Below are 25,654 nucleotides of genomic sequence, written 5' to 3'. Positions count from 1 at the left end.
TAGGACGGATCCTCGCCGCGAATGGTCAACAATTGTTTGCGGATGTAACGCGAAGGCCGTGGGCCCGCCTCAGCGCTCGGTGAGCTTGAGTTCGATGCGGCGGTTGCGGGCGTTGACCTCGTCGCCGTCGCCGGCCTCCAGCGGCTGGAACTCGCCGAAGCCGGCGGCGACGAGGTGGTTCGGCGACACGCCCTTGCCGATCAGGTACTTCACCACCGAGATCGCGCGCGCCGCCGAGAGCTCCCAGTTGTCGCGGAAGCGGCCGGAGCCGGACAGCGGCCGCGCGTCGGTGTGGCCGTCGACCCGGAGCACCCAGCCGATCTCCGGCGGGATCTGGCCCTCGAGCTCGATCAGCGCGGCGGCGAGCTTGTCGAGTTCGCCCTGACCGGCGACGTTGACGTCGGGCTGGCCCGAATCGAACAGCACCTCGGACTGGAACACGAAGCGGTCGCCGACGACGCGGATGTCGGAGCGCTGCGACAGGATCTCGCGCAGGCGGCCGAAGAAGTCCGAGCGGTAGCGCGACAGTTCCTGCACCCGCTGCGCCAGCGCCACGTTGAGGCGCTTGCCGAGGTCGGCGATCTTGGCCGAACTCTCGCGGTCGCGCTGCTCGGACGCGCCGAGCGCGTCCTCGAGCGCGGCGATCTGGCGGCGCAGCGCCGCGATCTGCTGGTTCAGGAGCTCGACCTGGGCGAGCGCGCGCTGGCCGACGCGCTTCTCGTCGGCGAGCTGCGAGGTGAGGACACCGACCTGGTCGCCGGCCGCGCTCGCCGCCCCGGACTTGGCGTCGAGCTGGCCGGCGAGCGCGGCACGCGCCGCCTCGGCCTCGGCGAGGTTGGCCTGCAGGGTGGCGACGTTGTCCTCAAGGTCGCGCTTGTTGGCGCGTTCGAGCGCCAGGAGTTCGGTGAGTTCGGCGATCTGACCGTTGAGGCGGTTCAGCACGGTGTCGCGGTCGGTGATCTGCTGGCTGAGGAAATACTGGGCCAGCATGAAGATCGACAGCAGGAAGATGATCGACAGCACCAGCGTCGTCAGCATGTCGACGAAGGCGGGCCAGTAGTCCTGCTGGGTGCTGAAGCGGCGGCGGGCGAGTGCCATCTGGGGGCTCCGGTCGAACGGTCGTGCCCGGCGGGGGGCGGGAACGTCGCGGCGGCGACGTCAGTCGCGGACGCTGCGCTCCAGCGCGCCGTTGAGGAGTTCGAGCAGCCGGCGGATCTCCTTCTGCTGCTGGCCCTGCGCCTCCGCCCAGCCGCGCACCATCTGCTGTTCGCTGCGCATGTGCTGGACGAGGCCCTGGATGCCCTCGGCGAGGTTGGCGAGCGCCTGATTGGTGCGAAGGCCGTTGGCCCCGCCGCCGCCGCCGCCGTCCTGGACGATCCGGGTCAGCCGGTCGATCGCCGTGCGCAGTTCCTCGGCGTTGGAGGCCCGGCGGACCGCGTCGCCGATCTCGCCGGCATCGAGATCGGCCTGGGTCGAGAGCCAGTCCTCGAGGTCGAGGTAGAAACGGTTCTGCGCCTGACCGGCCTGGAGGTCGAGGAAGCCGAGCACCAGCGAGCCGGCGAGGCCGAACAGCGAGGACGAGAAGGCCGTGCCCATGCCCGACAGCGGCGCCTGCAGGCCGGCCTTGAGGTCCTCGAAGATGACGCCGGCCTGCCCCGAGCCGACGTCGAGCGCCTGGATGGTGTTGCCGACCGAGGTCACGGTCGCGATCAGGCCGTAGAAGGTGCCGAGCAGGCCGAGGAAGACCAGGAGGCCGGTCATGTAGCGCGAGATGTCGCGCGCCTCGTCGAGGCGGGTCGCGATCGAATCGAGCAGCGAACGCATCGCCTGGGTCGAGATCGACTGCCGGCCGAGACGGTCGCCGAGCAGCGTCGCCATCGGCCCGAGCAGCACCGGCGGGCTGCGCACCTCGAGGCCGGGCTCGCCGTAGCGGTAGGCGTTGACCCAGCGCACCTCCGGGAACAGCCGGACCACCTGCCGGAAGATCAGGATGATCCCGACCAGCCCGACCGCGAAGATCAGGCCGTTGAGCCCGGGATTGGCGAGGAAGGCGGTCTGGATCTGGCGATAGAGCAGCAGCACGAGGAAGGCGGCGATGATCAGGAAGATCACCATCCGCCACAGGTAGACCTGCGGGCTGGAAAGCCTGGTTCCGTCGATCTCTCTCGCCATGGTCGCGTCGGGTCCCCGGGTGTCGGCCGCGACAGTAAACGCGATTTGTGGCGGAAGGAAATGGCCGGCGACGGTGCCTTGCGCCGCACCGGCCCCGCGATCCACGGGCTTCTCCCCGGCGGGGGCAGGCGGGGTCGCCCCGGCCGGTCGGGCCCGCCCGTCACCGACGTCCGTCAGCCGCGAGCGCGCGCGAGCGTGGCGAGCAGCTGGCGGTGGATCTCCTCGTTGCCGGCGACGATGGTGCGGGTCTCGTGGACGCGCTCCTTGCCGTCGATGTCGGAGACGAAGCCGCCGGCCTCCTTGACCATCAGCCAGCCGGCCGAGGTGTCCCACGGCGACAGGCCGCGCTCCCAGAAGCCGTCGAAGCGGCCGGCCGCCACATAGGCGAGGTCGAGCGCCGCCGAGCCGACCCGGCGGATGCCGGCGCAGTTGGCCATCACCTGGCGCAGCTCGCCGAGATAGGCGCCGTGGTCGCCGCGGCCGAGGTGCGGGATGCCGGTGGCGATGACGCAGTCGGGCATCTCGCGGCGGGCGGCGACGCGCAGCCGGCGGTCGTTGACGAAGGCGCCGCCACCGCGCTCGGCGGTGTAGAGTTCGTCGGTGACGGGGTTGTAGATCACGCCGGCCACCGGCACGCCGGCGCGCTCCAGCGCCACCGAGATCGCGAAGGCCGGGATGCCGTGCAGGAAGTTGGTGGTGCCGTCGAGCGGATCGACGACCCAGCGGTGGTTCTCGTCGGTGCCGACGACCTCGCCGCGTTCCTCCATCAGGAAGCCGAAGGCCGGCCGCGCCTTCTTCAGTTCCTCATAGAGCACCTGCTCCGAGCGCTTGTCGGCGGCCGAGACGAAGTCGCCCGGCCCCTTCAGCGACACCTGCAGGTTCTCCACCTCGCCGAAGTCGCGGGTGAGGCCGCGTCCCGCCTTGCGGACGGCCTGGACCATGACGTTGAGGAGTGCGGAGCGGGCCATCGGCGTGCTTTCTCGGACGGACGGGAGGAAGGTGCGCGTAGGCACCACACATGACGGCGTTTTTCAAGGCCCGCGCGGCGCAGGGCCGGCCCGCGGGGCGCGCGGGCGAGCGGCCGTCACTCCGCCTTGGCGTCGGCGGCGACCGCCGCGGCGGCGTCGCGGTCGGCCGGGGCGAGCTTGGCGACCTCGCCGTCGAGCCAGGGGTCGTCGAGCCCGGCGAGGCGGGCGCGGAAGTGCCACTTCGCCGCCTGCTTCAGGTCCTGCGGCACGCCGCGGCCGGCGGCGTAGAGCCGGGCGAGCCGGTTCTGCGCGATCGGGTTGCCGGCGCGGGCGGCGAGGCGGAACCAGGCCGCGGCGGTGGCCTCGTCGGCGGCGACGCCCTTCCCGTTGAAGACCATGATGCCGTATTCGATCTGCGCGCCGACGTGGCCGCCGCGGGCGGCCTCGCCCATGTGGCGGGCGGCCTCGACGTCGCTCTGGGCGACGCCGCGGCCGGCGGCGTAGAGATTGGCGAGGGCGTATTGCGCGTCGACGTCGCCGAGGGCGGCGGCCTTGGCGAACAGGGCGGCCGCCTCGGCCGGATCCGCCTCGCCGCCGTCCGGGTCGAGGTGGACGAGACCGAGCGCGTAGGCGGCGCCGCCGACGCCCATGGCGTCGGCCTTCTCGAGCAGCGCGCGGGCCTTGGCGAGGTCGCGCGGCACGCCGAGGCCGAGGGCGTGCAGGTTGGCGAGCTCGACCATGGCCGATCCGTCGCCGTGTCCGGCCGCGAGGCCGTACCAGACCGCGGCCTCCTTCGGATCGCGGGCGACGCCGAGGCCGTTGGCGTAGAGATAGCCGACTAGCGTCTGCGCCGTCGCCTCGCCGGCCTCGGCGCGCTTGATGGCGCGGGCGAAGGCGGTGAGATAGGCGCCGCGCTGGAACGCGCCGTAGGCGTAGTCGACCTTGTCGGGATCGGGCAGACCGGCGAGCGGGTCGAAGCGCGTCAGCGGCGCGGCGAAGGGCTCGACCGCGGTCTCGGGCGTCGGCGCGACCGAGACGTCCCGGTTCGCCGCCGCGTCCGGCGCCTCCGGCGTGGTGCGGACCACCACCGGCGGCGGCTCGTCCCCGGCGGCGGAAGCGGGCGCGCTCCCGGCGAGGAGCAGCGCGACGACGGCGGCGGCGGGGATCTTCACGCCCGCCCCCCGGCCGCCCCGGCGGCGCGGTCGAGCACGGCGTTCAGCGCCGTCACGGCGGCGCCCGGTCCGTCCGGATGGTCCCAGACCGCGTGGCGGACCGCGACGAAGTCGGCGCCGGTGGCCGCGCAGTCGGCGACCGACTGCTCGGAGGTGCCGGCGAGCAGCACGCAGGGCGGCTCGAACAACTCGGCCCACCAGCCGCCGAGGTCGAGGGTCTTGCGATGCGCCTCGGACTCCTCGGGCTTGTCGAGCATGCCGAAGAAGACGTAGTCGGCCCCGGCCTCGCCCGCCGCCATCGCCTCGTGGCGAGTCTTGATGACGCCGGCGCCGACGATCGCCTTCGGCTGCAACGCCCCGATCGCCTCGGCGAGCGCGGCCGGCCCGGCGGCGACGTGCAGCCCGTCGGCCTTGGCGCGGCCCATCACCCGGCTGTCGTCGACCACCAGCACCGCGACGTCGCGGGCCTGGGCGCGCGGCGTCAGCGCCTCGCAGACCGTCTGGTAGTCGTTCTGCGGCGTGATCAATAGCGAGGCGACGTCGCCGCCGGCGAGCGCGGCGTCGAGGGCCGGCAGGAAGGCGGCGAGGTCGACGGTCTCGGGCGTGATCAGGAACAGGCGGGCGCGCAAGGGTGGTCTCCGGGATGTGGGCGAGGCTTGGCGCCCGAATGCGGCGAAACGACGAACCCCGCGCCGGGCCGGCGCGGGGTCGGGGGTCGTCCGATCATGGATAAGGATCTGTGAAGGAAACGTCAGCGCGTCAGCGCGGCGACGCCCGGCAGTTCCTTGCCTTCCATCCACTCCAGGAAGGCGCCGCCGGCGGTCGAGACGTAGGTGAAGGTCTCGGCGACGCCGGCGTGGTTGAGCGCGGCCACCGTGTCGCCGCCGCCGGCGACCGACAGCAGCGCGCCGGCCGTCGTGCGCGCCGCGGCGTGGCGGGCGGCCTCGACGGTGGCGGCGTCGAACGGCTGGATCTCGAAGGCGCCGAGCGGGCCGTTCCAGATCAGCGTCGCGGCACGGTCGATCGCGGCCGACACCGCGGCGACCGACTGCGGACCGACGTCGAGGATCATCGCGTCGGCCGGCACGGCGGCGACGTCGACGGTCTCGTTGGCGGCGCCGGCCTTGAACTCGCGGGCGACCACGGCGTCGACCGGCAACAGGATCTCGCAGCCGGTCGTGGCGGCCTTGGCCATGATGCGCGTCGCCGTCTCGGCGAGGTCGTGCTCGCACAGCGACTTGCCGACGGCGACGCCCTTGGCGGCGAGGAAGGTGTTGGCCATGCCGCCGCCGATCACCAGGATGTCGACCTTGCCGACGAGGTTCTCGAGGAGGTCGATCTTGGTGGAGACCTTGGCGCCGCCGACGATCGCGATCACCGGCCGCTTCGGCTGGCCGAGCGCTGCGCCGAGGGCGGTCAGTTCGGCCTGCATGGTGCGGCCGGCGTAGGCCGGCAGCGCGTGGGCGAGGCCCTCGGTGGAGGCGTGGGCGCGGTGGGCGGCCGAGAAGGCGTCGTTGACGTAGAGGTCGCCGAGGGCGGCGAGCTTCGCCACCAGCGCCGGGTCGTTCTTCTCCTCGCCCTTGTGGTAGCGGGTGTTCTCGAGCAGCAGCACCTCGCCCGGCGCCAGCACGTCGATCGCCGCGGCGGCGACTTCGCCGACGCAGTCATCGGCGAAGGCGACCGGCCTGCCGAGCGCCTTTGCCAGCGGCGCCACCACCGGCTTCAGGCTGTCCTCGGGCTTGCGCTCGCCCTTGGGGCGGCCGAAGTGGGCGAGCAGGATCACCTTGGCGCCGCGGTCGGCGAGATCGCGGATCGTCGGGACGATGCGCTCGATGCGGGTGGCGTCGGTGACGACGCCGTTCTCCATGGGAACGTTGAGGTCGACGCGCACCAGCACGCGCTTGGCGGCGACGTCGGCGTCGTCGATGGTCTTGAAGGCGGACATGGGGGCTCCGTCGTTTCTTCTTGGGATCGGAACCGTCGGCGCGGTGGCCCACGCTCCCGTCATGTCGAAAAAGGCCCCGCCGTCGCCGGCGGGGCCTCGTGGATCAGAGCGTCCGGCCGACCGCGACGGCCGTGTCGGCCATGCGGTTCGAGAAGCCCCACTCGTTATCGTACCAGGACAGGATGCGCACCATCGTGCCGTCCATGACCTTGGTCTGGTCCATGTGGAAGGTCGACGAATGCGGGTCGTGGTTGAAGTCGATCGAGACGTTCGGGTCGTTGGTGTAGCCGAGCACGCCCTTCAGCGGGCCGTCGGCCGCCGCCTTGATCGCGGCGTTGACCTCGGCCACCGAGGTCTCGCGCTTGGCGGTGAAGACGAGGTCGACCACCGAGACGTTCGGGGTCGGCACGCGGATCGCGACGCCGTCGAGCTTGCCCTTGAGCTCCGGCAGCACGAGGCCGACCGCCTTGGCGGCGCCGGTCGACGTCGGGATCATCGACATCGCGGCGGCGCGGGCGCGGTAGAGGTCCTTGTGCATCGTGTCCAGCGTCGGCTGGTCGCCGGTGTAGCTGTGGATCGTGGTCATGAAGCCGCGCTCGATGCCGATCGCGTCGTTCAGGACCTTGGCCACCGGGGCGAGACAGTTGGTGGTGCACGAGGCGTTCGACAGCACGAGGTGCTCGGCCGAGATCTTGTCGTGGTTGACGCCGTAGACCACCGTCAGGTCGGCGCCGTCGGCCGGGGCCGACACGATCACGCGCTTGGCGCCGGCGGCGAGGTGGGCCGAGGCCTTGTCCTTCGAGGTGAAGATGCCGGTGCACTCGAGCGCGATGTCGACGCCGAGGGCGGCGTGCGGCAGCTCGGCCGGGTTCTTGACGGCGGTGACCTTGATCGGGCCGCGGCCGACGTCGATGGTGTCGCCGGCGACGGTGACGGTGCCCGGGAACTTGCCGTGGACGCTGTCGTAACGCATCAGGTGCGCGTTGGTCTCGACAGGGCCGAGATCGTTGATCGCGACGACCTCGATGTCGGTCCGGCCGGACTCGACGATGGCGCGCAGCACGTTGCGGCCGATGCGTCCGAAGCCGTTGATGGCGACCTTCACTGCCATGATCTGACACTCCTCGAAGGGTGACTCGAAGGAAAGATGGAGGCCGCGGGGGATCGGCCTCGTGTCCGCGCTCCTCTTGCCGCCCGCCGCCACGCCGCGTCCATGCGCTGCGTCAATCGCCGGGCGGAGAAGGGGTCGGGATCCGGCCGGCGCGCGCCGGTGGGATCCCCCGGTCTCACGCCAGACGCTCGGTCGCGAGCGCCGCGATCGCGTCGGCGGTGATGCCGAAATGCTGGTAGAGCGCCTCGATCGGCGCCGACAGGCCGAAGCCGTGCATGCCGACGAACAGGCCGTCGGAGCCGATGATCGCGTCCCAGCCCTGGCGGATCGCCGCCTCGACGGCGATCTTGACCTTCGCCGTGCCGACCACCGCGGCCTTGTAGGCCTCCGGCTGGGCGGCGAACAGCTCGAAGCTCGGCACCGAGACGACCCGGGTCGGGTGCCCGGCGGCGTCGAGCTTGGCCTTGGCGTCGAGGGCGATGGCGATCTCGGAACCGGTGGCGAACAGGCTGACCTCGGCGCCCTCGGCGTCGGCGAGCACGTAGGCGCCCTTGGCGACGAGGTTCTCCGAGGCGTCGGTGCGCACGGTCGGCAGGTTCTGACGCGACAGCGCAAGGGTCGACGGGCCGGCGCGGTGCTTCAGCGCGACCTCCCAGGCCTCGGCGGTCTCGACCGCGTCGGCCGGGCGCAGCACCAGCATGTTCGGGATGGCGCGCAGGGCCGCCAGATGCTCGACCGGCTGGTGGGTCGGGCCGTCCTCGCCGAGGCCGATCGAATCGTGGGTCATCACGTAGACGACGCGCTGGTGCATCAGCGCCGACAGCCGCATCGCCGGACGGCAGTAGTCGGTGAAGACCAGGAAGGTGCCGCCGTAGGGGATCAGGCCGCCGTGCAGCGCGATGCCGTTCATGGCCGCGGCCATGCCGAACTCGCGGATGCCGTAGTGGATGTAGGTGCCCGAGTAGTCCGGCGGCAGGAACGGCTTCTGCGCCTTGGTCTTGGTCAGGTTCGAGCCGGTCAGGTCGGCCGAGCCGCCGGCCATCTCCGGCACGAGGCCGTTGATCACCTCGAGCGCCATCTCCGAAGACTTGCGGCTCGCCACCTTCGGCTTGGTCGCCACCAGCTCGGCCTTGTAGGCGGCGTAGGCGGCGTCGAAGCCCTCCGGCAGGTCGCCGGCGACGCGGCGGTCGAACTCGGCGCGCTCGGCGGGCGAGAGGGCGGCGTGGCGCGCCTCCCAGGCCTCGCGGGCGGCGGCCGAGCGGGCGCCGGCGGCGCGCCAGTCGGCGAGGATCTCGGAGGGCACCTCGAAGGGCGCGGCGGTCCAGCCGAGCGCGGCGCGCGCGCCGGCGATCTCCTCGGCGCCGAGCGGCGAGCCGTGGACGGCGTGGCTGCCGGCCTTCTTCGGCGCGCCGAAGCCGATGGTGGTCTTGGCGGCGATCAGGGTGGGCTTGTCGCTCGCCTTGGCGAAGGCGAGCGCCTCGGCGATGGCGACCGGGTCGTGGCCGTCGATCGAGATCGTGGCCCAGCCGGCGGCGCGGAAGCGGGCGATCATGTCGCCGCCCTCGGACAGCGAGACGTGGCCGTCGATCGAGATGCCGTTGTCGTCCCAGATCACGCAGAGCTTGGAGAGCGCGAGCCGGCCGGCGAGCTGCACCGCCTCGTGGCTGACGCCCTCCATCAGGCAGCCGTCGCCGGCGATCACCCAGGTGCGGTGGTCGACGAGGTCGTCGCCGAAGCGCGCGTTCATCATCCGCTCGGCGATCGCGAAGCCGACCGACATGGCGACGCCCTGGCCGAGCGGGCCGGTGGTGGTCTCGATGCCGGCGGCGTAGCCGTATTCCGGATGGCCGGCGGTCTTGGCGCCGAGCTGGCGGAAGTTGCGGATCTCGTCCATCGAGATGTCCGCGACGCCGACGAGGTGCAGCACCGAGTAGAGCAGCATCGAACCGTGGCCCGCCGACAGCACGAAGCGGTCGCGGTCGGGCCAGCGCGGCGCGCCGGCGTCGAACTTGATGACGTCGCCGAACAGCACGGCGGCGATGTCGGCGCAGCCCATCGGCATGCCGGGATGGCCGGATTTGGCCTTCTCGACCGCGTCCATGGAAAGGGCGCGGATCGCGTTGGCCATCGGCTTGAGGCGGGCGGTGTCCGTCATCGGGGGGTCCGGAGCTCGAGGAACGTCGGGTCGGCCGCGGACGGAGGAGGCCGGCTGCGGCCGGACCGGCCGGAAATCCGGCACCTCCCGCGGAGGTCGCGGGATGAATAACAGGCGAGCCGACGCTGTCAACGCCGGCGGCGAATTCCTGCGCCCGCCCCGAGGTCTTGCGAAATTTCTTGCGATTTCGGAGCATCGGCGCGGCGATCCCCGACCGATCGCTTGCCTCGTCCACGCGGCTGTGGCAAGGCGCCCAGAATCGTGGTCAAGATGACTCCCGCTGCGGTCGGCGCTTCGGAGTCCGACCCGTCGGAGAACCGGAATGGCGGAGACGGCGCCCCTGGACGCGGCGTTGGTGCGGATCGACCAGGCGATCGCGCGGCTCGAGGCCGCCGTCGAGCGCCGGATCGCCGCCTCCTCCACCATCTCGGGCCTCGAGGAGGAGCTGTCCCGGCTCGGCGAGGACCGCTCGCGGCTCGCCATGGACCTCGACGGCGCGGTCGCCCGGGCCGGCCGGCTCGAGGATTCCAACCGCGAGGTGTCGAGGCGCCTCGTCGCGGCGATGGAATCGATCCGGGCCGTGCTCGACGCCCACGGCGGCTGACCGCGCGGACCCTTCTGGAGCAGTACCTTCTGGAGTATCGGCCCGACATGGCCCAGGTGACCGTCACGATAGCCGGCAAGACCTACCGGATGGCCTGCGACGACGGCCAGGAGGAGCACCTGCTCGGCCTCGCCGGCCGGCTCGACGGCATGCTCGACGACCTCAAGGGCGTGTTCGGCGAGATCGGCGACCAACGCCTCACCGTGATGAGCGCCATCACCGTGCTCGACCAGCTCGCCGAGGCGGAGAACCGCATCGCCGCCCTCGAGGCCGACCTCCGCGCCCTCGACGACGCCAACCGCCATCTCGCCGAGCGCCACGGCGAGGCCGAACGCGCCGTCGCCGGCCGCCTCTCCGCCGCCGCCGGCCGGATCGAGGCGCTCGCCGCCCGGCTCGACGAGGCGGTGCGGCCGGCCTGACCGGCGACGTCGGGCCGGCTTCGTCCACACGAGGCGCGGACAACCGCGCACCCGCCCCCTTCCCGACCGGGCCGGGGCTCTCTATATTCGCCGACGTGGCGTTGCTGCGCTTCGCGCTTGGAACTCAAATATCCCCGGGGCCTTACGATTCCAAACGGGGGCTGTACCTGGTCGGGCCCGTGGGCTCGGTCACACGGCTCCCACCTACGCTGTAGGTTCCCGGGATCGAATTTCCGGCGGTCGCCGCGGGGCGCCACGCTCCCCTTTCCTCCCCTCGCCGGCGGATCCGCCGGGGACGACACGGCCGCGAGCCCTCCCCGAGCCACGATGACCACCGACGCCGATCCCGCAACGTCAGACGATCGCGCCGCCGTCGCCGCCGTGAAGGCAGCGCTGCGCGCCGAGGCGCTCGCCCGCCGCGACGCGCTGTCGGAGGCGAAGCGCGCCGCCGCCGCCGAGGAGATCGCCGACCGGATCGCCGGCCTCGGCATGGCGCCGGGCGCGGTGGTCTCGGCCTTCCTGCCGATCCGCTCCGAGGTCGACCTCCGCCCGGCGATCGCCCGTCTGTTCACGGCGGGGCACCGCATCGGCCTGCCGATCATGGTGAAGCCGACGCTGATCTTCCGCGAGTGGCTGCCCGACGCGCCGCTGGTACCGCTCGGCTTCGGCACCGTCGGTCCGGGGCCCGCGGCCGCGGTCGTCGAGCCCGACGTCATGCTGGTGCCGCTGTCGGCCTTCGACCGCCGCGGCGGCCGGATCGGCTACGGCCGGGCCTTCTACGACCTCACCATCGCGGCGATGCGCACCGCCGGCCGCGCACCGCGCTTGATCGGCGTCGCCTTCTCGGTGCAGGAAGTCGGGGCGGTTCCGATGGAGCCGCACGACGTCGCCCTCGACATGGTCGTCACCGAGCGCGACGTGGTGGTGCCCTGACGATCATCGGGCTGGACGGAAGATGCGCTTGCTGTTCGTCGGGGACGTGGTTGGCCGGGCCGGCCGGGTGGCGATCGCCGAACACCTGCCGCGGCTGATCGCCGACTACCGGATCGACTTCGTGGTCGTGAACGGCGAGAACTCCGCCGGCGGCTTCGGTATCACCGAGGAGATCTGCCAGGACTTCGTCGACGCCGGCGCCGACGCCGTCACCACCGGCAACCACGTCTGGGACCAGCGCGAGGCCCTCGTCTTCATCGAGCGTCAGCCGCGGCTGATCCGCCCCGCCAACTTCCCCGCCGGCACGCCCGGCCGCGGCGCCAACCTGTTCGTCGCCCGCAACGGCGCCCGCGTGCTCGTCGCCAACGTGATGGGCCGGGTGTTCATGGACGCGCTCGACGATCCCTTCGCCGCCGTCGACCGCGAACTTTCCGCCTGCCCGCTCGGCGAACAGGCCGACGCCGTGCTGGTCGACGTCCACGCCGAGGCGACGTCGGAGAAGCAGGGCATGGCGCACCATCTCGACGGCCGCGCCAGCCTCGTCGTCGGCACCCACACCCACGTGCCGACCGCCGACCACCAGATCCTGCCGAACGGCACCGGCTACCTCTCCGACGCCGGCATGACCGGCGACTACGACAGCATCCTCGGCATGGAGAAGGAGGAGCCGATCAACCGGTTCCTGCGCCGCATCCCGACCGGCCGCTTCACCCCGGCCATGGGCGAGGCGACGCTGTGCGGCGTCGCCGTCGAGGTCTCCGACCGCACCGGCCTCGCCGAGGCGATCGGGCCGCTGCGCGTCGGCGGCCGGCTCTCGCCGGCGCTGCCGTCGTTCTGGTGAGCCGGCGCCGGCTGGATTTTCCGGCCGCCGGGGCGTATACAGCGCGCCATTCCGAGGATTTCGGCACCGCCCGGGGCGCCCTTGGACGGTGGGTCAGCCCCCGTCCGCCGCGCGCGGGGGATGCCGTCGTGGAGGCATCATGGCCGGACATTCACAGTTCAAGAACATCATGCACCGCAAGGGCGCGCAGGACGCCAAGCGGTCGAAGCTCTTCTCCAAGCTCGCGCGCGAGATCACGGTGGCGGCCAAGATCGGCGGCGCCGATCCCAACATGAATGCGCGCCTGCGCCTCGCCATCCTGAACGCCCGCGCCGAGAACCTGCCCAAGGACAACATCGAGCGCGCGATCAAGAAGGCCGCCGGCAACGACGCCGACAACTACGACGAGGTCCGTTACGAGGGCTACGGCCCGGGCGGCGTCGCCGTCATCGTCGAGGCGCTGACCGACAACCGCAACCGCACCGCCTCGGCCGTGCGCTCCTACTTCACCAAGTCCGGCGGCGCCCTCGGCGAAACCGGCTCGGTGGCCTTCATGTTCGACCGCGTCGGCCAGATCACCTACCCGGTTTCGGCCGGCAGCGCCGACGCCGTGCTGGAGGCCGCCATCGAGGCCGGCGCCGACGACGTCGAATCCGGCGAGGAGGCCCACGTGGTCACCTGCGCCTTCGAATCGATGGGCGAGGTCGCCAAGGCGCTCGACGCCGCCCTCGGCGCCGCCGAGAGCGTCAAGAGCGTCTGGCGCGCCAAGACCGGCACCTCGCTCGACGAGGAGAAGGCCCAGAGCCTGATGAAGCTGATCGACACGCTCGAGGACGACGACGACGTCCAGAACGTCTATTCGAACTTCGAGGTCTCCGACGAGGTCCTCGCCAAGCTGACCGCGGCCTGACCGCCGCCGGCGGGCGGCTCCGGCCGCTCGCCCCGTCCCGTCCGCGGCGTGCCGCCCCCGCCCCCGCGCGAAGACCCGGCCCGCCGAGGAGAGTTCATGTCGTCCGTCACCCGCATCGTCGGCATCGATCCCGGCCTCCGGCGCACCGGCTGGGGCGTGATCGACACCGTCGGCAACAGCCTGCGCTTCGTCGCCTCCGGCTCGGTGACCTCCGACGGCGACGACGATCTCGCCCGCCGCCTCGTCGCCATCCACGACGGCCTCGACGCCGTGCTGCACGAGTACCGCCCCGACGAGGCCGCGGTGGAGCAGACCTTCGTCAACAAGGATGCCGGCGCGACGCTGAAGCTCGGTCAGGCCCGCGGCATCGCGCTGCTGGTGCCGGCCCGGCGCGGCCTGCCGGTCGCCGAGTACGCGCCCAACGCGGTCAAGAAGGCGATCGTCGGCGCCGGCCACGCCGAGAAGCAGCAGATCCGGCTGATGGTGACCGTGCTGATGCCGAAGGCGACCTTCAACAGCGACGACGCCGCCGACGCGCTGGCGATCGCCGTCACCCACGCCCACCACCGCAATTCGCCCGGCGCCCGCCTCGCCCGCCAGATCGGCTGACGCCGCCGCCGCGAATCCGCTAGGAAGGGGTTCGGCGCGAGCGGCGGGGACGGGCGGGGATGATCGGCAAGCTCAAGGGCGTGGTGGACGGCTTCGGCGAGGATCACGTCGTCGTCGACGTCGGCGGCGTCGGCTACGTGGTCCACTGCTCGGCCCGCACGCTGCAGCGCCTGCCGCGCGCCGGCGAGGCGGCGACGCTCGTGATCGAGACCATGGTCCGCGAGGACATGATCCGGCTCTACGGCTTCGGCTCCGACGCCGAGCGCGAGTGGTTCCGCCTGCTCACCACCGTCCAGGGCGTCGGCGCCAAGGTGGCGCTCGGCGTGCTCTCGGTGCTGGACCCCGGTGCGCTCGCCACCGCCATCGCCATGCGCGACCTCACCGCGATCGCCCGCGCTCCGGGCGTCGGCAAGCGCCTCGCCGAGCGCCTCGCCACCGAGCTCAAGGACAAGGCGCCCGCATTCGCCGACGCCGATCCCGCCGTGCTGCGCACCGCCGAGGAGGTCCGCGAATCGCGGGCGGCCGGACCGGTCGCCGAGGCGATCTCGGCGCTGGTCAACCTCGGCTACGCCCAGCTGCAGGCCACCGCCGCCGTCACCGCCGCGGCCAAGGCCGCCGGCGAGGACGCCGGCACCGCGGTGCTGATCCGCGCCGGCCTCAAGGAATTGTCGAAATAGCGGCGCAGGATGGCGTATGCCTGTCCGCCGGCCCGGCGCCCTCCCCCGCCCGGCCGCACCGGACGCCCACCCATCGAGGATCCAGGCCATGATCGCGTTGTTCCGGGGCCTGATGGTGCCCGTCTCGTTCGTCCTCTTCCTCGCCCTCTACGGCGCCGTCGCCTTGGCGGTGGTCGCCGCCGGCCCGGTCGCACTCGAGGGCGTCCGGCCCGAGGCGCTGCCCGGCCTGCTGCCGACCGGCGGCGGCACGCCGTCGCCCTGGGTCGTCGCCGCCGGCGCGGCGCTCGCCGTGACGCTGTTCGTCGGCATGATCGCCATGTTGATCTCCGAGCGCGCCGAGACGGTCGGCCGCTTCGTCCGCGGCTGCCTGAAGACCTCGTTCTGGTTCGCCGTGATCGCCGGCGGCGGACTGGCGCTGTGGCTGCGCACCCAGCCCGGCACCGATCCCGTCCGCCTCGCCCCGGCCGGCCTCCTCGCCGCCGGCCTCCTGGTCGCCGCCGTGGTGGCCGGCACCATCCTCGGCAAACCGTTCCTGTGGTGGGTCAGCGAGCGCCCCCGCCGCCGGCCGGCGGCGCCGATGGCGATGGCGGAACCGTCGGTCACGGTCGTCGCCCTCGATCCCGTCGCACCGCAGGCGCCGGAGACCGATCCCGTTCCGCCAGCAACCCTCACCCATTCTCCGTCGGCCGACGCACCGGCCCCGTGACGGCGGGCAGGCCGCGGAAGACCTCGGCCAGCGCGATCGAGAATCCGATCGCGTCCAGCGTCGCGACGTCATCCATGTCGGTATGGACCCGGGACGACCAGCCGCCCTCGACCCGGGTCGTCACCTCGACCGACCGGCGGTCGAGGTCGACGAAGACGATGTGCGCGACCGTCGCGATCCGCTGATAGCCCGGCTTCTTCTCGAGGAGGTCCCGGTCGGCCGTGCCGCGGGAGAGCACTTCGATCAGCACCAGAGGGTCGTCGACGCTGGTCTGGCCGGGCTTCATGGCGCCGCAGTGCAGGATCACGTCCGGGAACACCGCGAGATCCTGCGTGCGGTCCTTCAGCCAGAAGCTCTCCTGGAACACACGGCAGGGCATGCCACGGTCGCGGACGTGGTTCTTCAGGGCCACGTGGAGATTGGAGGCGACCTCGTGGTGCTCCCAGCGCGCGCCCACCATCATCCGCACGACGCGCCCGCCGATCAGCTCCCACTTCTCGTCGCGAGGCTTGTCGGGCAGCAGCTCCTCGAACTCGTCGAGGGACATCCACTCGTAGCGCGGATCGGGCCCGTTCATCGACCGACACCTCCGGGGCTTCCATCCTAGGCGCGATCCGTGCAAAACGAAAGGCGAACGGCCAGCGGGCCATCTGCCGCGAATCGGGACCCCATGACCTCGGGAAAGCGACTGATCTCGGCCGAGAAGCGCGAGGACGACGTCGAGACCTCGATCCGTCCGTCGGCGCTGGCCGAGTTCGTCGGTCAGGCGGCGGCCCGGGCCAACCTGCAGGTCTTCATCGACGCCGCCAAGGCGCGCGGTGAGGCGCTCGACCACGTGCTGTTCGTCGGCCCGCCCGGCCTCGGCAAGACCACGCTGGCGCAGATCGTTGCGCGCGAACTCGGCGTCAACTTCCGCGCCACCTCCGGCCCGGTGATCGCCAAGGCCGGAGACCTCGCCGCCCTCCTCACCAACCTCGAGGAGCGCGACGTCCTGTTCATCGACGAGATCCACCGCATGAGCCCGGCGGTGGAGGAGATCCTCTACCCGGCGATGGAGGACTATCAGCTCGACCTGATCATCGGCGAGGGCCCGGCGGCGCGCTCGGTCCGGATCGACCTCGCCAAGTTCACGCTGGTCGGCGCCACCACCCGGCTCGGCCTGCTGACGACGCCGCTGCGCGACCGCTTCGGCATCCCGATCCGGCTCGACTTCTACACCACCGCCGAGCTCGAGCTGATCGTACGCCGCGGCGCCCGGATCTTCGGCATCGCCATGACCGACGACGGCGCCACCGAGATCGCCCGGCGGGCCCGCGGCACCCCGCGCATCGCCGGCCGACTGCTGCGCCGGGTCCGCGACTTCGCCATCGTCGCCGGCGCCGAGCGGGTCGACCGCCGCGTCGCCGACGACGCGCTGACGCGGCTCGACGTCGATCCGATCGGCCTCGACGCGCTCGACCTGCGTTACCTCACCACCATCGCCCATTCCTTCTCGGGCGGGCCGGTCGGCATCGAGACCATCGCCGCCGCCATCGCCGAACCGCGCGACGCCATCGAGGACATCGTCGAGCCCTACCTGATCCAGAAGGGCTTCGTGCAGCGCACCCCGCGCGGCCGCGTCCTCACCCATCACGCCTTCCGCCACATGGGCCTGCCGGTCCCGAGCCAGCCCGAGGGTCCGCAGCTCGGGCTGGGGCTGGGCGAGGAGTGACGAGGGCGGGTCGACTGTTCCGATTTCCGCGCTACACTCGAACTGGTCTCCACGAGACCGTCCGGACGAGGTGACGAGGTCATGGGTGCCGAGGCAAGGGTTCGCAACGTGACGCTCCGCGAGGATCTCGCGCAGCGGCTCGACGCCGTCCTGGAACCGTCCGGTCGGAGTACAGCCGCGGCGATCGAGGAGGCGATCGAGCTCTACGTCAGGGACCGGGAGCACGAACTCGCGCTGATCGACGAGGCCATCGCCAGTCTCGCCGAGGGCAAGGCACATTCGGCGGAGAGCATTTTCGCCTGGATGGACAGCTGGGGAACCGCCGACGAACTCCCTCCACCGGAGCCGGACGTGGATCTCGATGGACGGTGAGTCGCGGCGGGTCGCCTTCGCGCCGGCGGCCCGGCAGGACCTCGCGGACATCCGTGCGTATCTCGGGCCACGGTCACCGCAGGGATATGCCAGCGTCGTCCGGGCGATCGAGAGGCGGATCCTCCTCGCGCGGGACAATCCCGCGATCGGACGGCCCGCGGTGAAGGAAGGCGTGCGCGAACTCGTCGAGCCGCGCTACGGATACGTGATTCCGTACGTCGTCCATCGGAACACCATCCTCGTCCTGCGCATCTACCGCGCGGTGCGCGCCCCTCTCGACCCAGACACGCTCGAAAAGCCTTGACCTCAGAACCCCTCTCCGCCCCCCACGTCCACCCCGTCCGCGTCTACTGGGAGGACACCGATGCCGGCGGCATCGTCTACCATGCCTCGCACGTGCGCTTCTTCGAGCGCGGCCGGACCGAGTTCCTGCGCGCGCTCGGCGTCAACCAGTCGGACCACGCCGACCGGGCGGCGGCCGACGCGCTGCTGTTCGCGGTGCGGCGGATGGAGATCGACTATCTGAGGCCGGCCAAGCTCGACGATCTCCTGGCGGTGACCACCGCCGTGCGCGACGTCGGCCGCTCCAAGCTGGTGCTCGACCAGCGCCTCCTGCGCGGCGACGAGGTCGTCGCCGAGGCGGTGGTGACGGTTGTGGCGATCGGCGGCGCCGGCCGGCCGCGCAAGATCCCGGACACGCTCGCGGCCGCGTTCGCCGCCGGTGTTGCAGCGCCGCAATAACCGTTCCTTAACCCTATCCAACGATGACTTGACGGGTCGCCGCGGGCGCTCCGGCGTCCCGGTTTCGACAAAATTCCCGGGCAGGTGGATCCCGCGAGCCGGCGGAAACACCGCTTCCCGGGACACCCGCGCGCCCTCGGGGCCGGCGTTGCGGTGCGGCGAGCCCGCGCCGACGGTCGCCGAACCCGGACCGACGCCGAACGCTCCAGAAGGAAGCAGCACCTTTCCATGACCGCGGCCGACCTCCTCCAGACGGTGTACGCCGAGATCCTCGGCCCCGCGACCGCCTACGCGCAGGCCGCGCCGACCGAGGCCGTCGAAACCGCCGGCCTCGCCGAGCCCGCCGGCAACCTGTCGCTGGTCAGCCTGTTCATGCAGGCCCACGTCGTCGTCAAGATGGTGATGCTCGGCCTGATCGGTGCCTCGATCTGGTGCTGGGCGATCATCGTCGACAAGGTGATCACCTATTCGCGCGCCCGCCGGGCGATGGACCGCTTCGAGAAGGTGTTCTGGTCCGGCCAGTCGCTGGAGGACCTCTACCGCTCGCTGACGAGCCGTCCCAACCAGGGCCTCGCCGCCGTCTTCGTCGCCGCCATGCGCGAGTGGAAGCGCAGCCACGAGGCCGGCCGCACCTCCTTCCTCGGCCTGACCGACCGCATCACGAAGGTGATCGACGTCACCATCGCCCGCGAGACCGAGCGGCTGGAGGCACGGCTGATCGTGCTCGCCACCGTCGGCTCGGCCGGCCCCTTCATCGGCCTGTTCGGCACGGTGTGGGGCATCATGTCGTCGTTCCAGGCGATCGCGGCCTCCAAGAACACCAACCTCGCGGTGGTCGCGCCCGGCATCGCCGAGGCGCTGCTCGCCACCGCCATGGGCCTCGCCGCGGCGATCCCGGCGGTGCTGGCCTACAACAAGTTCACCGCCGACGCCGGCAAGCTGGCGAGCCGGATGGACGGCTTCGCCGACGAGTTCTCCGCCATCCTCTCCCGCCAGATCGACGACCGGAGCTGACCGATGGGCATGGGCGTCGCCGGAGCGGGCGGAGGGGGAAGACGGCGCGGACGCCGCCGCGGCGGCCGGGCCGTCATGAGCGAGATCAACGTCACGCCCTTCGTGGACGTGATGCTGGTGCTGCTGATCATCTTCATGGTCGCCGCGCCGCTGCTGACGGTCGGCGTGCCGATCGACCTGCCCGAGACCGCCGCCAAGCCGCTCGAGGGTCAGACCGAGCCGATCAACGTCTCGGTCGACCCCGAGGGCAAGGTGTTCATCCAGGACAACGAGATCGCGCTCGAGGAGCTGGTGCCGAAGCTGCAGGCCATCGCCAAGAACGGCGTCGAGGACCGCATCTACGTGCGCGGCGACAAGAACGCGGACTACGGCACCGTCATGCGCGTGATGGCGCGGATCTCGGCTGCCGGCTTCAAGAAGATCGGCCTCATCACCGTGGAGGAACAGGGCACGGCTCCTCCGCCGGCGCCCTGAGACGACATGCGCACAGGCTTCGCCGTCTCGATCGCCGGGCACGTCCTGCTTCTGGCCTGGGGGCTGTTCCAGCTCCCGGCGGCGAAGCCGTTCGAGGTCGCGGAGATCGACGCCCTGCCGGTCGACCTCGTCCCGATCGCCGACGTCAGCCAGATCGCCGAGGGCACCAAGACGGCGCCGCTCCGCGATACCGCCAGCCAGGCCAAGGTCGAGACGCCGGCGCCGCGGCCGGACTCGCAGCGCGCCGGCGCCGCGCCGACCGACCAGGACACCCCGATCACCGAGAAGGCGACCGACACCGCGGCCGCCCCCGAGGCGACGCCGCCCCCGCCGCCGCCTCCCCCGCCCAAGGCCGAGAAGCCGCCGGAGCCGAAGCCCCCGGAACCGAAGCCCCCCGAACCGAAGCCGCCCGAGCCGACCCCGCCGGAGCCGACGCCCGACCCGGCGCCGCCGACGCCGGAACCGCCCGCACCGAAGCCGCCGGAGCCGGCCCCGGCGCCGGAGAAGCCGGCCGAGGCGGCCAAGCCGACCGCCGACGTCGGCGAGCTCGCGGCGGCACCCGAGAAGCCGGCCGAGGAGGCCAAGCCCGCGCCGGCATCGGCGGTGAAACCGACGGCCAAGCCGCGGCCGCCGAAGCCGACCGAGGTCGCCGCGGCCGACGACGCGCCGGCCAAGCCGGCGCCGGACGGCAAGAGCGACCAGAAGAAACCGTCCGACAAGCGCCCGGACAAGCCGAGCAAGCCGGCCGAGAAGGAGTTCGACCCCAACGAGATGGCGGCCCTGCTCAACAAGGTCGACCCGTCGGGCGGCGGCGCCAAGGCGTCGTCGAAGGATCCCTCGCTCGGTTCGGAGAAGCGCACCGGCCCGGTGGCGAAGATGACGCAGAACGAGCTCGAGGCGCTGCGCGCCAAGATCCAGAGCTGCTGGACCCCGCCGATCGGCGGCGACGCCGGCGGGGCGATGGTGGTACCGGTGCGCATCGAGCTGAACCCCGACGGCTCGCTCGCCGGCGAGCCGGTCGCCAAGCAGGTGCCGCCCGGCCCGTTCGGGACGGTGCTGGCGGAATCGGCGCTGCGCGCTGTGCGCCGCTGCGCCCCCTACGGCGACGTGCTGCCGCCGGAGAAGTACGACAGCTGGCAGATCGTCAACATCAACTTCGACCCGAGGGACATGTTCTGACGTTCGGATGCGGGACGCACCGTGCGGCCGACCTTCGCCCCGATCAACGAGACGACACTGGAGACGACCCACCGATGAACCTCCGAACGACAGCGCCCACGCGGGCCGGCGGACTTCTCGCCCGCGTTCGGACCGGCATCGTCGCCGTCCTCGCGGCCCTCGCCGCGACGGCGGCCGCGCCGGCCCGTGCCGAGATCACCATCGACGTCACCCAGGGCACGGTCGAACCGCTGCCGATCGCGATCCCCGACTTCGTCGGCGGCGGCGACACCGCGGACGTCGGCCGCGACATCGCCGGCGTCGTCTCGGCCGACCTGAAGCGCTCCGGCCTCTTCAACGTGCTCGACCCCGCCTCCTTCATCGAGCGGCAGGTCAACCCGGCGGCGATGCCGACCTTCACCAACTGGTCGACCATCAACGCCCAGGCGCTCGTCACCGGCGGCATCAGCCGCGCCGCCGACGGCCGCCTGCAGGTCGACTTCCGCCTGTGGGACGTCTTCGCCGGCCAGCAGCTCACCGGCCAGCAGTTCTTCACCACCCGCGAGAACTGGCGCCGCGTCGCCCACATCATCGCCGACGCGATCTACGAGCGCCTGACCGGCGAGAAGGGCTATTTCGACACCCGCGTCGTCTTCGTCGACGAGAGCGGCTCGAAGGGCGCCCGCGTCAAGCGCCTCGCGATCATGGACCAGGACGGCTTCAACGTCCGCTACCTCACCAACGGCAAGGACCTCGTGCTGACGCCGCGCTTCTCTCCGTCGAGCCAGGACATCACCTACATGTCCTTCGGCGCCGGCGACCCCAGGGTCTACCTGCTCAACATCGAGACCGGCCAGCGCGAGATCGTCGGCAACTTCCCGAACATGACCTTCTCGCCGCGCTTCTCGCCCGACGGCCAGCGCGTGGTGATGAGCCTCGAGCAGGACGGCAACGCCAACATCTACGCCATGGACCTGCGCTCGCGCACCACGACGCGCCTGACCGACGCGGCGGCGATCGACACCTCGCCGTCCTATTCGCCGGACGGCTCGCGGATCGTGTTCGAGTCCGACCGCGGCGGCAACCAGCAGCTCTACGTCATGGGCGCCGGCGGCGGCGGGGCGACGCGGATCTCCTTCGGCCAGGGCCGCTACTCGACCCCGGTGTGGAGCCCGCGCGGCGACCTGATCGCCTTCACCAAGCAGATGGGCGGCCGCTTCGCCATCGGCGTGATGAAGCCGGACGGCTCGGGCGAGCGCATCCTCACCGAGGGCTTCCACAACGAGGGCCCGACCTGGGCGCCGAACGGGCGCGTGTTGATGTTCTTCCGCGACACCGGCGGCGAGGGCGGCGGCCCGCAGCTCTGGTCGGTCGACCTGACCGGCCGCAACGAGCAGCGCATCCGCACCCCCGCCTTCGCGTCCGACCCGGCGTGGTCGCCGCTGCTCAACTGACCCTCTTCCGGTCGGGCGTCGCGGGGGATTTTCGCGGCGCCCGACCGGCCCGTCCACAACCAGGGCCGCCGGCCCCTGGACCTCGGCAGGGATCCGTTAACCACGTCCGGTGACGCAGGGTTAACCACGGTCCTTTACCAAGAACCCCAGGGACCGCCGGTCTTTCGTATCAGAGGTAACCGGGATGACCACTTACACCGCCTCCTTCGCCCGCCGCGGCGTGCTCGCCCTCTCGCTCGGCCTCGCCATGCTGGCGGCCGGCTGCGCCAAGAGCCCGAGCGAGCTCGACAGCCAGCTCGCCGGCCCGGGTGCGGGCGGTGCCGGCGCCGCCACGCCCGGCAGCGCCCAGGACTTCGTCGTCAACGTCGGCGACCGCATCTTCTTCGAGACCGACTCCTCGTCGGTGAACGCCCAGGCCCGCGTCACGCTCGACCGTCAGGCGCAGTGGCTGGCGATGTATCCGCGCTACACCGTCACCGTCGAGGGCCACGCCGACGAGCGCGGCACCCGCGAGTACAACCTCGCCCTCGGCGCCCGCCGCGCCAAGGCCGCCCACGACTACCTCGTCTCGCGCGGCGTCTCCCCGCAGCGCGTCAAGACGCTGTCCTACGGCAAGGAACGCCCGGTCGCGCTCTGCGACGCCGAGAACTGCTGGGCCCAGAACCGCCGCGCCGTCACGGTGCTGAACAACGCCGGCAGCTGACCGGCGCGCCGTCCCCTCCGTCGTCCGCGACGCCCCGGCCGAACCGCCCCCGGCCGGGGTCTTCGCGTTCGCGGCGGAGCGCGGGGGCCAAATTTCGGCCGAACTCCCGGCGTTCATGCTAAGGGAACGGGTGGCCGGGCGCAGCCGCGTCCGGTCGACGCCCACCTGAGCAGACAAGGCCCCATGATCGCCGAGACGACAGGACGCCTCCTCCGCACGACCCGCCGGCTCACCGCCGCCGCCGGCCTCCTCGTGCTCTCCGCCGGCGCGGCCGCCGCCGCCTTCGGCGCGGTGCCGATCCCGCCCGCCGACGTGCCGGGCGGCTCGGCCGCCGACGGCCGCATCGTGCTCGCCCAGTCCTCCGCCGACGTCGCGCAGCAGTCGATGCGCATCGACCGGCTCGAGGACCAGATGCGCCAGCTCAACGGCCGCATCGACGAGATGACCTACTCGCTCCAGCAGATCCAACAGCTGCTGCAGCGGATGCAGGAGGACAACGAGTTCCGCTTCCAGGAGCTCGAGAAGGGCGGCAAGCCGCGCAAGAAGTCCGAGGCACCGGCCGCGCCGGGCACCGGCGACTTCGCCGCCGCCGACCTCGGAACCGGGACGCCGCCTTCGGGCGACGTCCTCTCCACCGGTACCCCCGACGTGCCGGCCGACATCGCCGCCGGCTTCTCGATCGAGCCGCCGCTCGACGGCGGCGGCGCGCCCTCCGACGGCTCCGGCCAGGGCTGGGGCGCGCCCCCCGCCAACCTCGGCAACCTGCCGGCCGACGGCGGCTTCTCCGGCGGCGGCGGTGCGCCGCTCGACCTCTCCGCCATCGCCCGCGGCGACCTCGGGACATCCAGCCAGCCGCTGCCGCCCGCCGGCCTGCCCGGCGTGTCCGGGGCGACCGACCCCGCCCCCGGCCTGCCGCCGCCGGTGGCGAGCGCCCCGCTCGCCCCGCCGCCCGGCCTTGCGACGCCGCCGCCGTCCGACCAGAGCGAGGTCCGCGTCGCCTCGCTCGGCAACGGCCAGGAGGACGCCCGCGCCGCCTACGACCGCGCCTACGGCTACGTCGTCTCCGGCGACTACGCCACCGCCGAGGAGAGCCTGAAACGGTTCCTGGCCGACCACCCCAGGGACAAGCTCGCCGGCAACGCCCGCTTCTGGCTGGGCGAGACCTATTACGCCCGCGGCAACTACCGCGACGCCGCCGACGCGTTCCTGACCACCTACCGCGACTATCCGAAGAACCCGAAGGCGCCCGACAGCCTGTTGAAGCTCGGCCTGTCGCTGGAGGGCCTCGGCGAGACCGAGGCGGCCTGCGCGACCTATCGCGAGGTCGAGAAGAAGTTCCCCGGCGCCTCCGGGGCGCTGCTCGGCAAGGTCTCCGCGCAGAAGTCGAAGGCCGGCTGCTGACCATGTCCGCCGCTGCGCCGGACCGTCCGGTCGGCGACGACGAGGCGCGCGACCTCCTCGCCCCCCTCGAAGGTCTCGCCGCCGTCGGCGTGGCCGTTTCCGGCGGCCCCGATTCGACCGCCCTGCTCCTGATCGCAGACCGCTGGGCCCGCGCGACGTCCGCGCCGCCCGATCTCCACGTCCTCACCGTCGACCACGGCCTGCGCACCGCCGCCCGCGCCGAGGCCGAGGCCGTCGCCGCCCTCGCCGGCAGGCTCGGCCGGCCCGCCGAGATCCTCGTCTGGGACCACGCCGGCGCCCCGCCCGCCGCCGACCTCCAGGCCGCCGCCCGCGCCGCCCGTTACAGCCTGCTCGCCGACGCCGCCCGCCGCCGCGGCCTCGCCGCCGTGCTCCTCGCCCACACCCGCGACGACGTCGCGGAGACCTTCCTGATCCGCCTCGCCCGCGGCTCCGGCCTCGCCGGCCTCGCCGCCATGCGCCCGGAGCGGATCGTCGACGGCGTCCGCTTCCTGCGCCCGCTGCTCGCTGTGCCGAAGGCGCGCCTCGCCGCCACCGTCGCCGCCGCCGGGCTCGTCGCCGCCGACGATCCCTCGAACCGCGCCGACCGGTTCCTCAGGGCGCGGATCCGCGCCACCCTGCCGGCCCTCGCCGCGCTCGGGCTGACGCCGGAGCGCCTCGCCGCCACCGCGCACCGGCTCGCCCGCGCCGCGGCGGTCGTCGAGGCCGCGACCGCCGACCTCAGGGCGGGCGCCGTCACGGATCACGGCGGCGTCTTCGCCGTCGACGCCGTGGCCCTCGCCGCCGCGCCCGCCGAGGTCGGCCTGCGCCTGCTCTCCGATCTCGCCCGCGCCGTCCGTCCCGGTGACTACGGCCCGCGCGCCGCGCCGCTCGAGGCATGGCTGGACGCCTTCGCCGCCGGCGCCGCGCCGCGCCGCACCGTCGCCGGCGTCGTGCTCGACGCCCGCCGGCGCCGTGCGGTCTGGCTCTACGCCGAGGCCGGCCGCGCCGGCTTCCCGGTGCTCGCCCTCGACCGGCCCGGCCGCCACGTCTGGGACGGCCGCTTCGCCGTCGACGTCGCCGTCGCGCCGCCGCCGGGCGCGCGCGTCGTCGCCGGCCGCGACCTCGCCGCCCTGCCGCGCGCCGCCGCCGCCGGTCTGCCACGGCTCGACGGCTGGGACCCGCCGCCGGGTGCGGTCGTGCTCCGCCCGCTCGGCGCGGCGGGAACGAGCGCCGGCGACGAGGAATTAGTGATTTCGCGATAGTCTTTCGGGGGTATGGGCTGCCGCGCGTTGCGGCGGCCGGTCGCTTCGTGCCAGATCGGTACGGAACGCGACCGTCGTCGGGTTGGCAACGCTCGGCGGCGAACCTATGTTACCGGCTGTCGCGACGGGTCCGGTCCCACCGGCTCCGCCGCCCTTCCCACTG

28 protein-coding genes are annotated in these 25,654 nt (G+C 72.5%); 19 read left to right on the top strand and 9 right to left on the bottom strand.

The genetic code is table 11. The features are described from left to right. Positions 1 to 69: 69 nt before the first annotated feature. The 8 genes from EDD54_RS09755 to tkt all read right to left on the bottom strand — a co-directional run bounded on the left by EDD54_RS09755 (position 70) and on the right by tkt (position 9,523). Complete coding sequence (locus tag EDD54_RS09755; protein ID WP_126540985.1) at positions 70 to 1,098, bottom strand: peptidoglycan -binding protein; 1,029 nt, start codon at positions 1,096 to 1,098, stop codon at positions 70 to 72. 60 nt (positions 1,099 to 1,158) lie between these two features. Then, positions 1,159 to 2,172, bottom strand: a complete 1,014-nt coding sequence (locus tag EDD54_RS09750; RefSeq protein ID WP_126540984.1) for a flagellar motor protein MotA — start codon at positions 2,170 to 2,172, stop codon at positions 1,159 to 1,161. Between the two features lie 173 nt (positions 2,173 to 2,345). Then, positions 2,346 to 3,140 (bottom strand): inositol monophosphatase family protein, encoded by a 795-nt coding sequence (locus EDD54_RS09745; protein ID WP_126540983.1) that lies wholly within the window; start codon positions 3,138 to 3,140, stop codon positions 2,346 to 2,348. Between the two features lie 116 nt (positions 3,141 to 3,256). Further along, positions 3,257 to 4,312: a tetratricopeptide repeat protein gene (locus EDD54_RS09740; RefSeq protein ID WP_166653443.1), complete on the bottom strand. Its 1,056-nt coding sequence runs from the start codon at positions 4,310 to 4,312 to the stop codon at positions 3,257 to 3,259. Continuing rightward, positions 4,309 to 4,941, bottom strand: a complete 633-nt coding sequence (locus EDD54_RS09735) for a thiamine phosphate synthase (protein ID WP_126540981.1) — start codon at positions 4,939 to 4,941, stop codon at positions 4,309 to 4,311. The genes EDD54_RS09740 and EDD54_RS09735 overlap by 4 nt, the downstream gene beginning before the upstream one ends. A 122-nt stretch (positions 4,942 to 5,063) precedes the next feature. Next, positions 5,064 to 6,257, bottom strand: a complete 1,194-nt coding sequence (locus EDD54_RS09730; RefSeq protein WP_126540980.1) for a phosphoglycerate kinase — start codon at positions 6,255 to 6,257, stop codon at positions 5,064 to 5,066. A 103-nt stretch (positions 6,258 to 6,360) separates the two neighbouring features. Beyond that, positions 6,361 to 7,368, bottom strand: coding sequence for a type I glyceraldehyde-3-phosphate dehydrogenase (gap, locus tag EDD54_RS09725; RefSeq protein WP_126540979.1), 1,008 nt, complete (start codon positions 7,366 to 7,368; stop codon positions 6,361 to 6,363). A gap of 175 nt (positions 7,369 to 7,543) precedes the next feature. Beyond that, the gene (gene tkt, locus EDD54_RS09720; RefSeq protein ID WP_126540978.1) at positions 7,544 to 9,523 is read right to left on the bottom strand and encodes a transketolase; all 1,980 of its coding nucleotides are present in this window, start codon (positions 9,521 to 9,523) and stop codon (positions 7,544 to 7,546) included. 322 nt (positions 9,524 to 9,845) lie between these two features. Between tkt and EDD54_RS09715 the strand changes: the two genes are divergently transcribed. The 8 genes from EDD54_RS09715 to EDD54_RS09670 all read left to right on the top strand — a co-directional run bounded on the left by EDD54_RS09715 (position 9,846) and on the right by EDD54_RS09670 (position 15,201). Next, positions 9,846 to 10,127 carry a DUF4164 domain-containing protein gene (locus tag EDD54_RS09715; RefSeq protein ID WP_126540977.1) on the top strand — a complete coding sequence of 94 codons (282 nt, stop codon included), beginning with the start codon at positions 9,846 to 9,848 and terminating at the stop codon, positions 10,125 to 10,127. 47 nt (positions 10,128 to 10,174) lie between these two features. After that, a complete protein-coding gene (locus EDD54_RS09710; protein ID WP_126540976.1) occupies positions 10,175 to 10,546 on the top strand; it encodes a cell division protein ZapA in 372 nt (123 codons plus the stop codon). 327 nt (positions 10,547 to 10,873) lie between these two features. Further along, positions 10,874 to 11,479 (top strand): 5-formyltetrahydrofolate cyclo-ligase, encoded by a 606-nt coding sequence (locus EDD54_RS09700; protein WP_126540975.1) that lies wholly within the window; start codon positions 10,874 to 10,876, stop codon positions 11,477 to 11,479. A 22-nt stretch (positions 11,480 to 11,501) separates the two neighbouring features. Next, complete coding sequence (locus tag EDD54_RS09695) at positions 11,502 to 12,320, top strand: TIGR00282 family metallophosphoesterase (RefSeq protein ID WP_126540974.1); 819 nt, start codon at positions 11,502 to 11,504, stop codon at positions 12,318 to 12,320. Between the two features lie 139 nt (positions 12,321 to 12,459). Further along, positions 12,460 to 13,209: a YebC/PmpR family DNA-binding transcriptional regulator gene (locus tag EDD54_RS09690; protein WP_126540973.1), complete on the top strand. Its 750-nt coding sequence runs from the start codon at positions 12,460 to 12,462 to the stop codon at positions 13,207 to 13,209. 96 nt (positions 13,210 to 13,305) lie between these two features. Continuing rightward, positions 13,306 to 13,818 (top strand): crossover junction endodeoxyribonuclease RuvC, encoded by a 513-nt coding sequence (ruvC, locus tag EDD54_RS09680; RefSeq protein WP_126540972.1) that lies wholly within the window; start codon positions 13,306 to 13,308, stop codon positions 13,816 to 13,818. A 59-nt stretch (positions 13,819 to 13,877) separates the two neighbouring features. Next, positions 13,878 to 14,495, top strand: coding sequence for a Holliday junction branch migration protein RuvA (gene ruvA / locus EDD54_RS09675; protein WP_126540971.1), 618 nt, complete (start codon positions 13,878 to 13,880; stop codon positions 14,493 to 14,495). Positions 14,496 to 14,583: 88 nt separating this feature from the next. Next, a complete protein-coding gene (locus EDD54_RS09670; RefSeq protein WP_126540970.1) occupies positions 14,584 to 15,201 on the top strand; it encodes a hypothetical protein in 618 nt (205 codons plus the stop codon). Here EDD54_RS09670 and EDD54_RS09665 read toward each other — a convergent pair. Beyond that, positions 15,164 to 15,778 (bottom strand): Uma2 family endonuclease, encoded by a 615-nt coding sequence (locus EDD54_RS09665; RefSeq protein ID WP_245515715.1) that lies wholly within the window; start codon positions 15,776 to 15,778, stop codon positions 15,164 to 15,166. The genes EDD54_RS09670 and EDD54_RS09665 overlap by 38 nt on opposite strands. A 93-nt stretch (positions 15,779 to 15,871) precedes the next feature. On the opposite strand from EDD54_RS09665, the gene ruvB reads away from it, so the two are divergent. The 11 genes from ruvB (at position 15,872) to tilS (ending at position 25,491) form a co-directional block, all read left to right on the top strand. Then, positions 15,872 to 16,912: a Holliday junction branch migration DNA helicase RuvB gene (gene ruvB / locus EDD54_RS09660; protein ID WP_126540969.1), complete on the top strand. Its 1,041-nt coding sequence runs from the start codon at positions 15,872 to 15,874 to the stop codon at positions 16,910 to 16,912. Positions 16,913 to 16,993: 81 nt separating this feature from the next. Next, the gene (locus EDD54_RS23195) at positions 16,994 to 17,284 is read left to right on the top strand and encodes a CopG family ribbon-helix-helix protein (RefSeq protein ID WP_207620387.1); all 291 of its coding nucleotides are present in this window, start codon (positions 16,994 to 16,996) and stop codon (positions 17,282 to 17,284) included. After that, positions 17,274 to 17,588 carry a type II toxin-antitoxin system RelE/ParE family toxin gene (locus EDD54_RS09650; RefSeq protein ID WP_126540968.1) on the top strand — a complete coding sequence of 105 codons (315 nt, stop codon included), beginning with the start codon at positions 17,274 to 17,276 and terminating at the stop codon, positions 17,586 to 17,588. Before EDD54_RS23195 ends, EDD54_RS09650 begins: the two co-directional genes overlap by 11 nt. Continuing rightward, positions 17,585 to 18,025 carry a tol-pal system-associated acyl-CoA thioesterase gene (ybgC, locus tag EDD54_RS09645; protein ID WP_126540967.1) on the top strand — a complete coding sequence of 147 codons (441 nt, stop codon included), beginning with the start codon at positions 17,585 to 17,587 and terminating at the stop codon, positions 18,023 to 18,025. The genes EDD54_RS09650 and ybgC overlap by 4 nt, the downstream gene beginning before the upstream one ends. Positions 18,026 to 18,253: 228 nt before the next feature. Next, positions 18,254 to 19,039 (top strand): protein TolQ, encoded by a 786-nt coding sequence (gene tolQ / locus EDD54_RS09640; RefSeq protein ID WP_126540966.1) that lies wholly within the window; start codon positions 18,254 to 18,256, stop codon positions 19,037 to 19,039. A 3-nt stretch (positions 19,040 to 19,042) separates the two neighbouring features. After that, positions 19,043 to 19,513, top strand: coding sequence for a protein TolR (tolR, locus tag EDD54_RS09635; protein ID WP_126540965.1), 471 nt, complete (start codon positions 19,043 to 19,045; stop codon positions 19,511 to 19,513). Positions 19,514 to 19,519: 6 nt separating this feature from the next. Then, entirely contained in the window at positions 19,520 to 20,692 is a 1,173-nt protein-coding gene (locus EDD54_RS23640; protein ID WP_166653442.1) for an energy transducer TonB, read from the top strand. A gap of 74 nt (positions 20,693 to 20,766) precedes the next feature. After that, on the top strand, positions 20,767 to 22,125 hold the full coding sequence (tolB, locus tag EDD54_RS09620; protein ID WP_126540963.1) for a Tol-Pal system beta propeller repeat protein TolB: 1,359 nt from the start codon (positions 20,767 to 20,769) through the stop codon (positions 22,123 to 22,125). Positions 22,126 to 22,372: 247 nt separating this feature from the next. Then, entirely contained in the window at positions 22,373 to 22,828 is a 456-nt protein-coding gene (gene pal, locus EDD54_RS09615) for a peptidoglycan-associated lipoprotein Pal (protein WP_425374992.1), read from the top strand. 183 nt (positions 22,829 to 23,011) lie between these two features. Continuing rightward, positions 23,012 to 24,229, top strand: coding sequence for a tol-pal system protein YbgF (ybgF, locus tag EDD54_RS09610; RefSeq protein ID WP_208112174.1), 1,218 nt, complete (start codon positions 23,012 to 23,014; stop codon positions 24,227 to 24,229). Positions 24,230 to 24,231: 2 nt separating this feature from the next. Then, entirely contained in the window at positions 24,232 to 25,491 is a 1,260-nt protein-coding gene (gene tilS, locus EDD54_RS09605) for a tRNA lysidine(34) synthetase TilS (protein WP_126540961.1), read from the top strand. Positions 25,492 to 25,654 lie beyond the last annotated feature (163 nt).

Origin of the sequence: Oharaeibacter diazotrophicus, from assembly GCF_004362745.1 — a bacterium.
Taxonomy (GTDB): domain Bacteria; phylum Pseudomonadota; class Alphaproteobacteria; order Rhizobiales; family Pleomorphomonadaceae; genus Oharaeibacter; species Oharaeibacter diazotrophicus.
The sequence above is the reverse complement of the archived record's forward strand: the minus strand, read 5'-3'. Positions and strand labels throughout refer to the sequence as shown.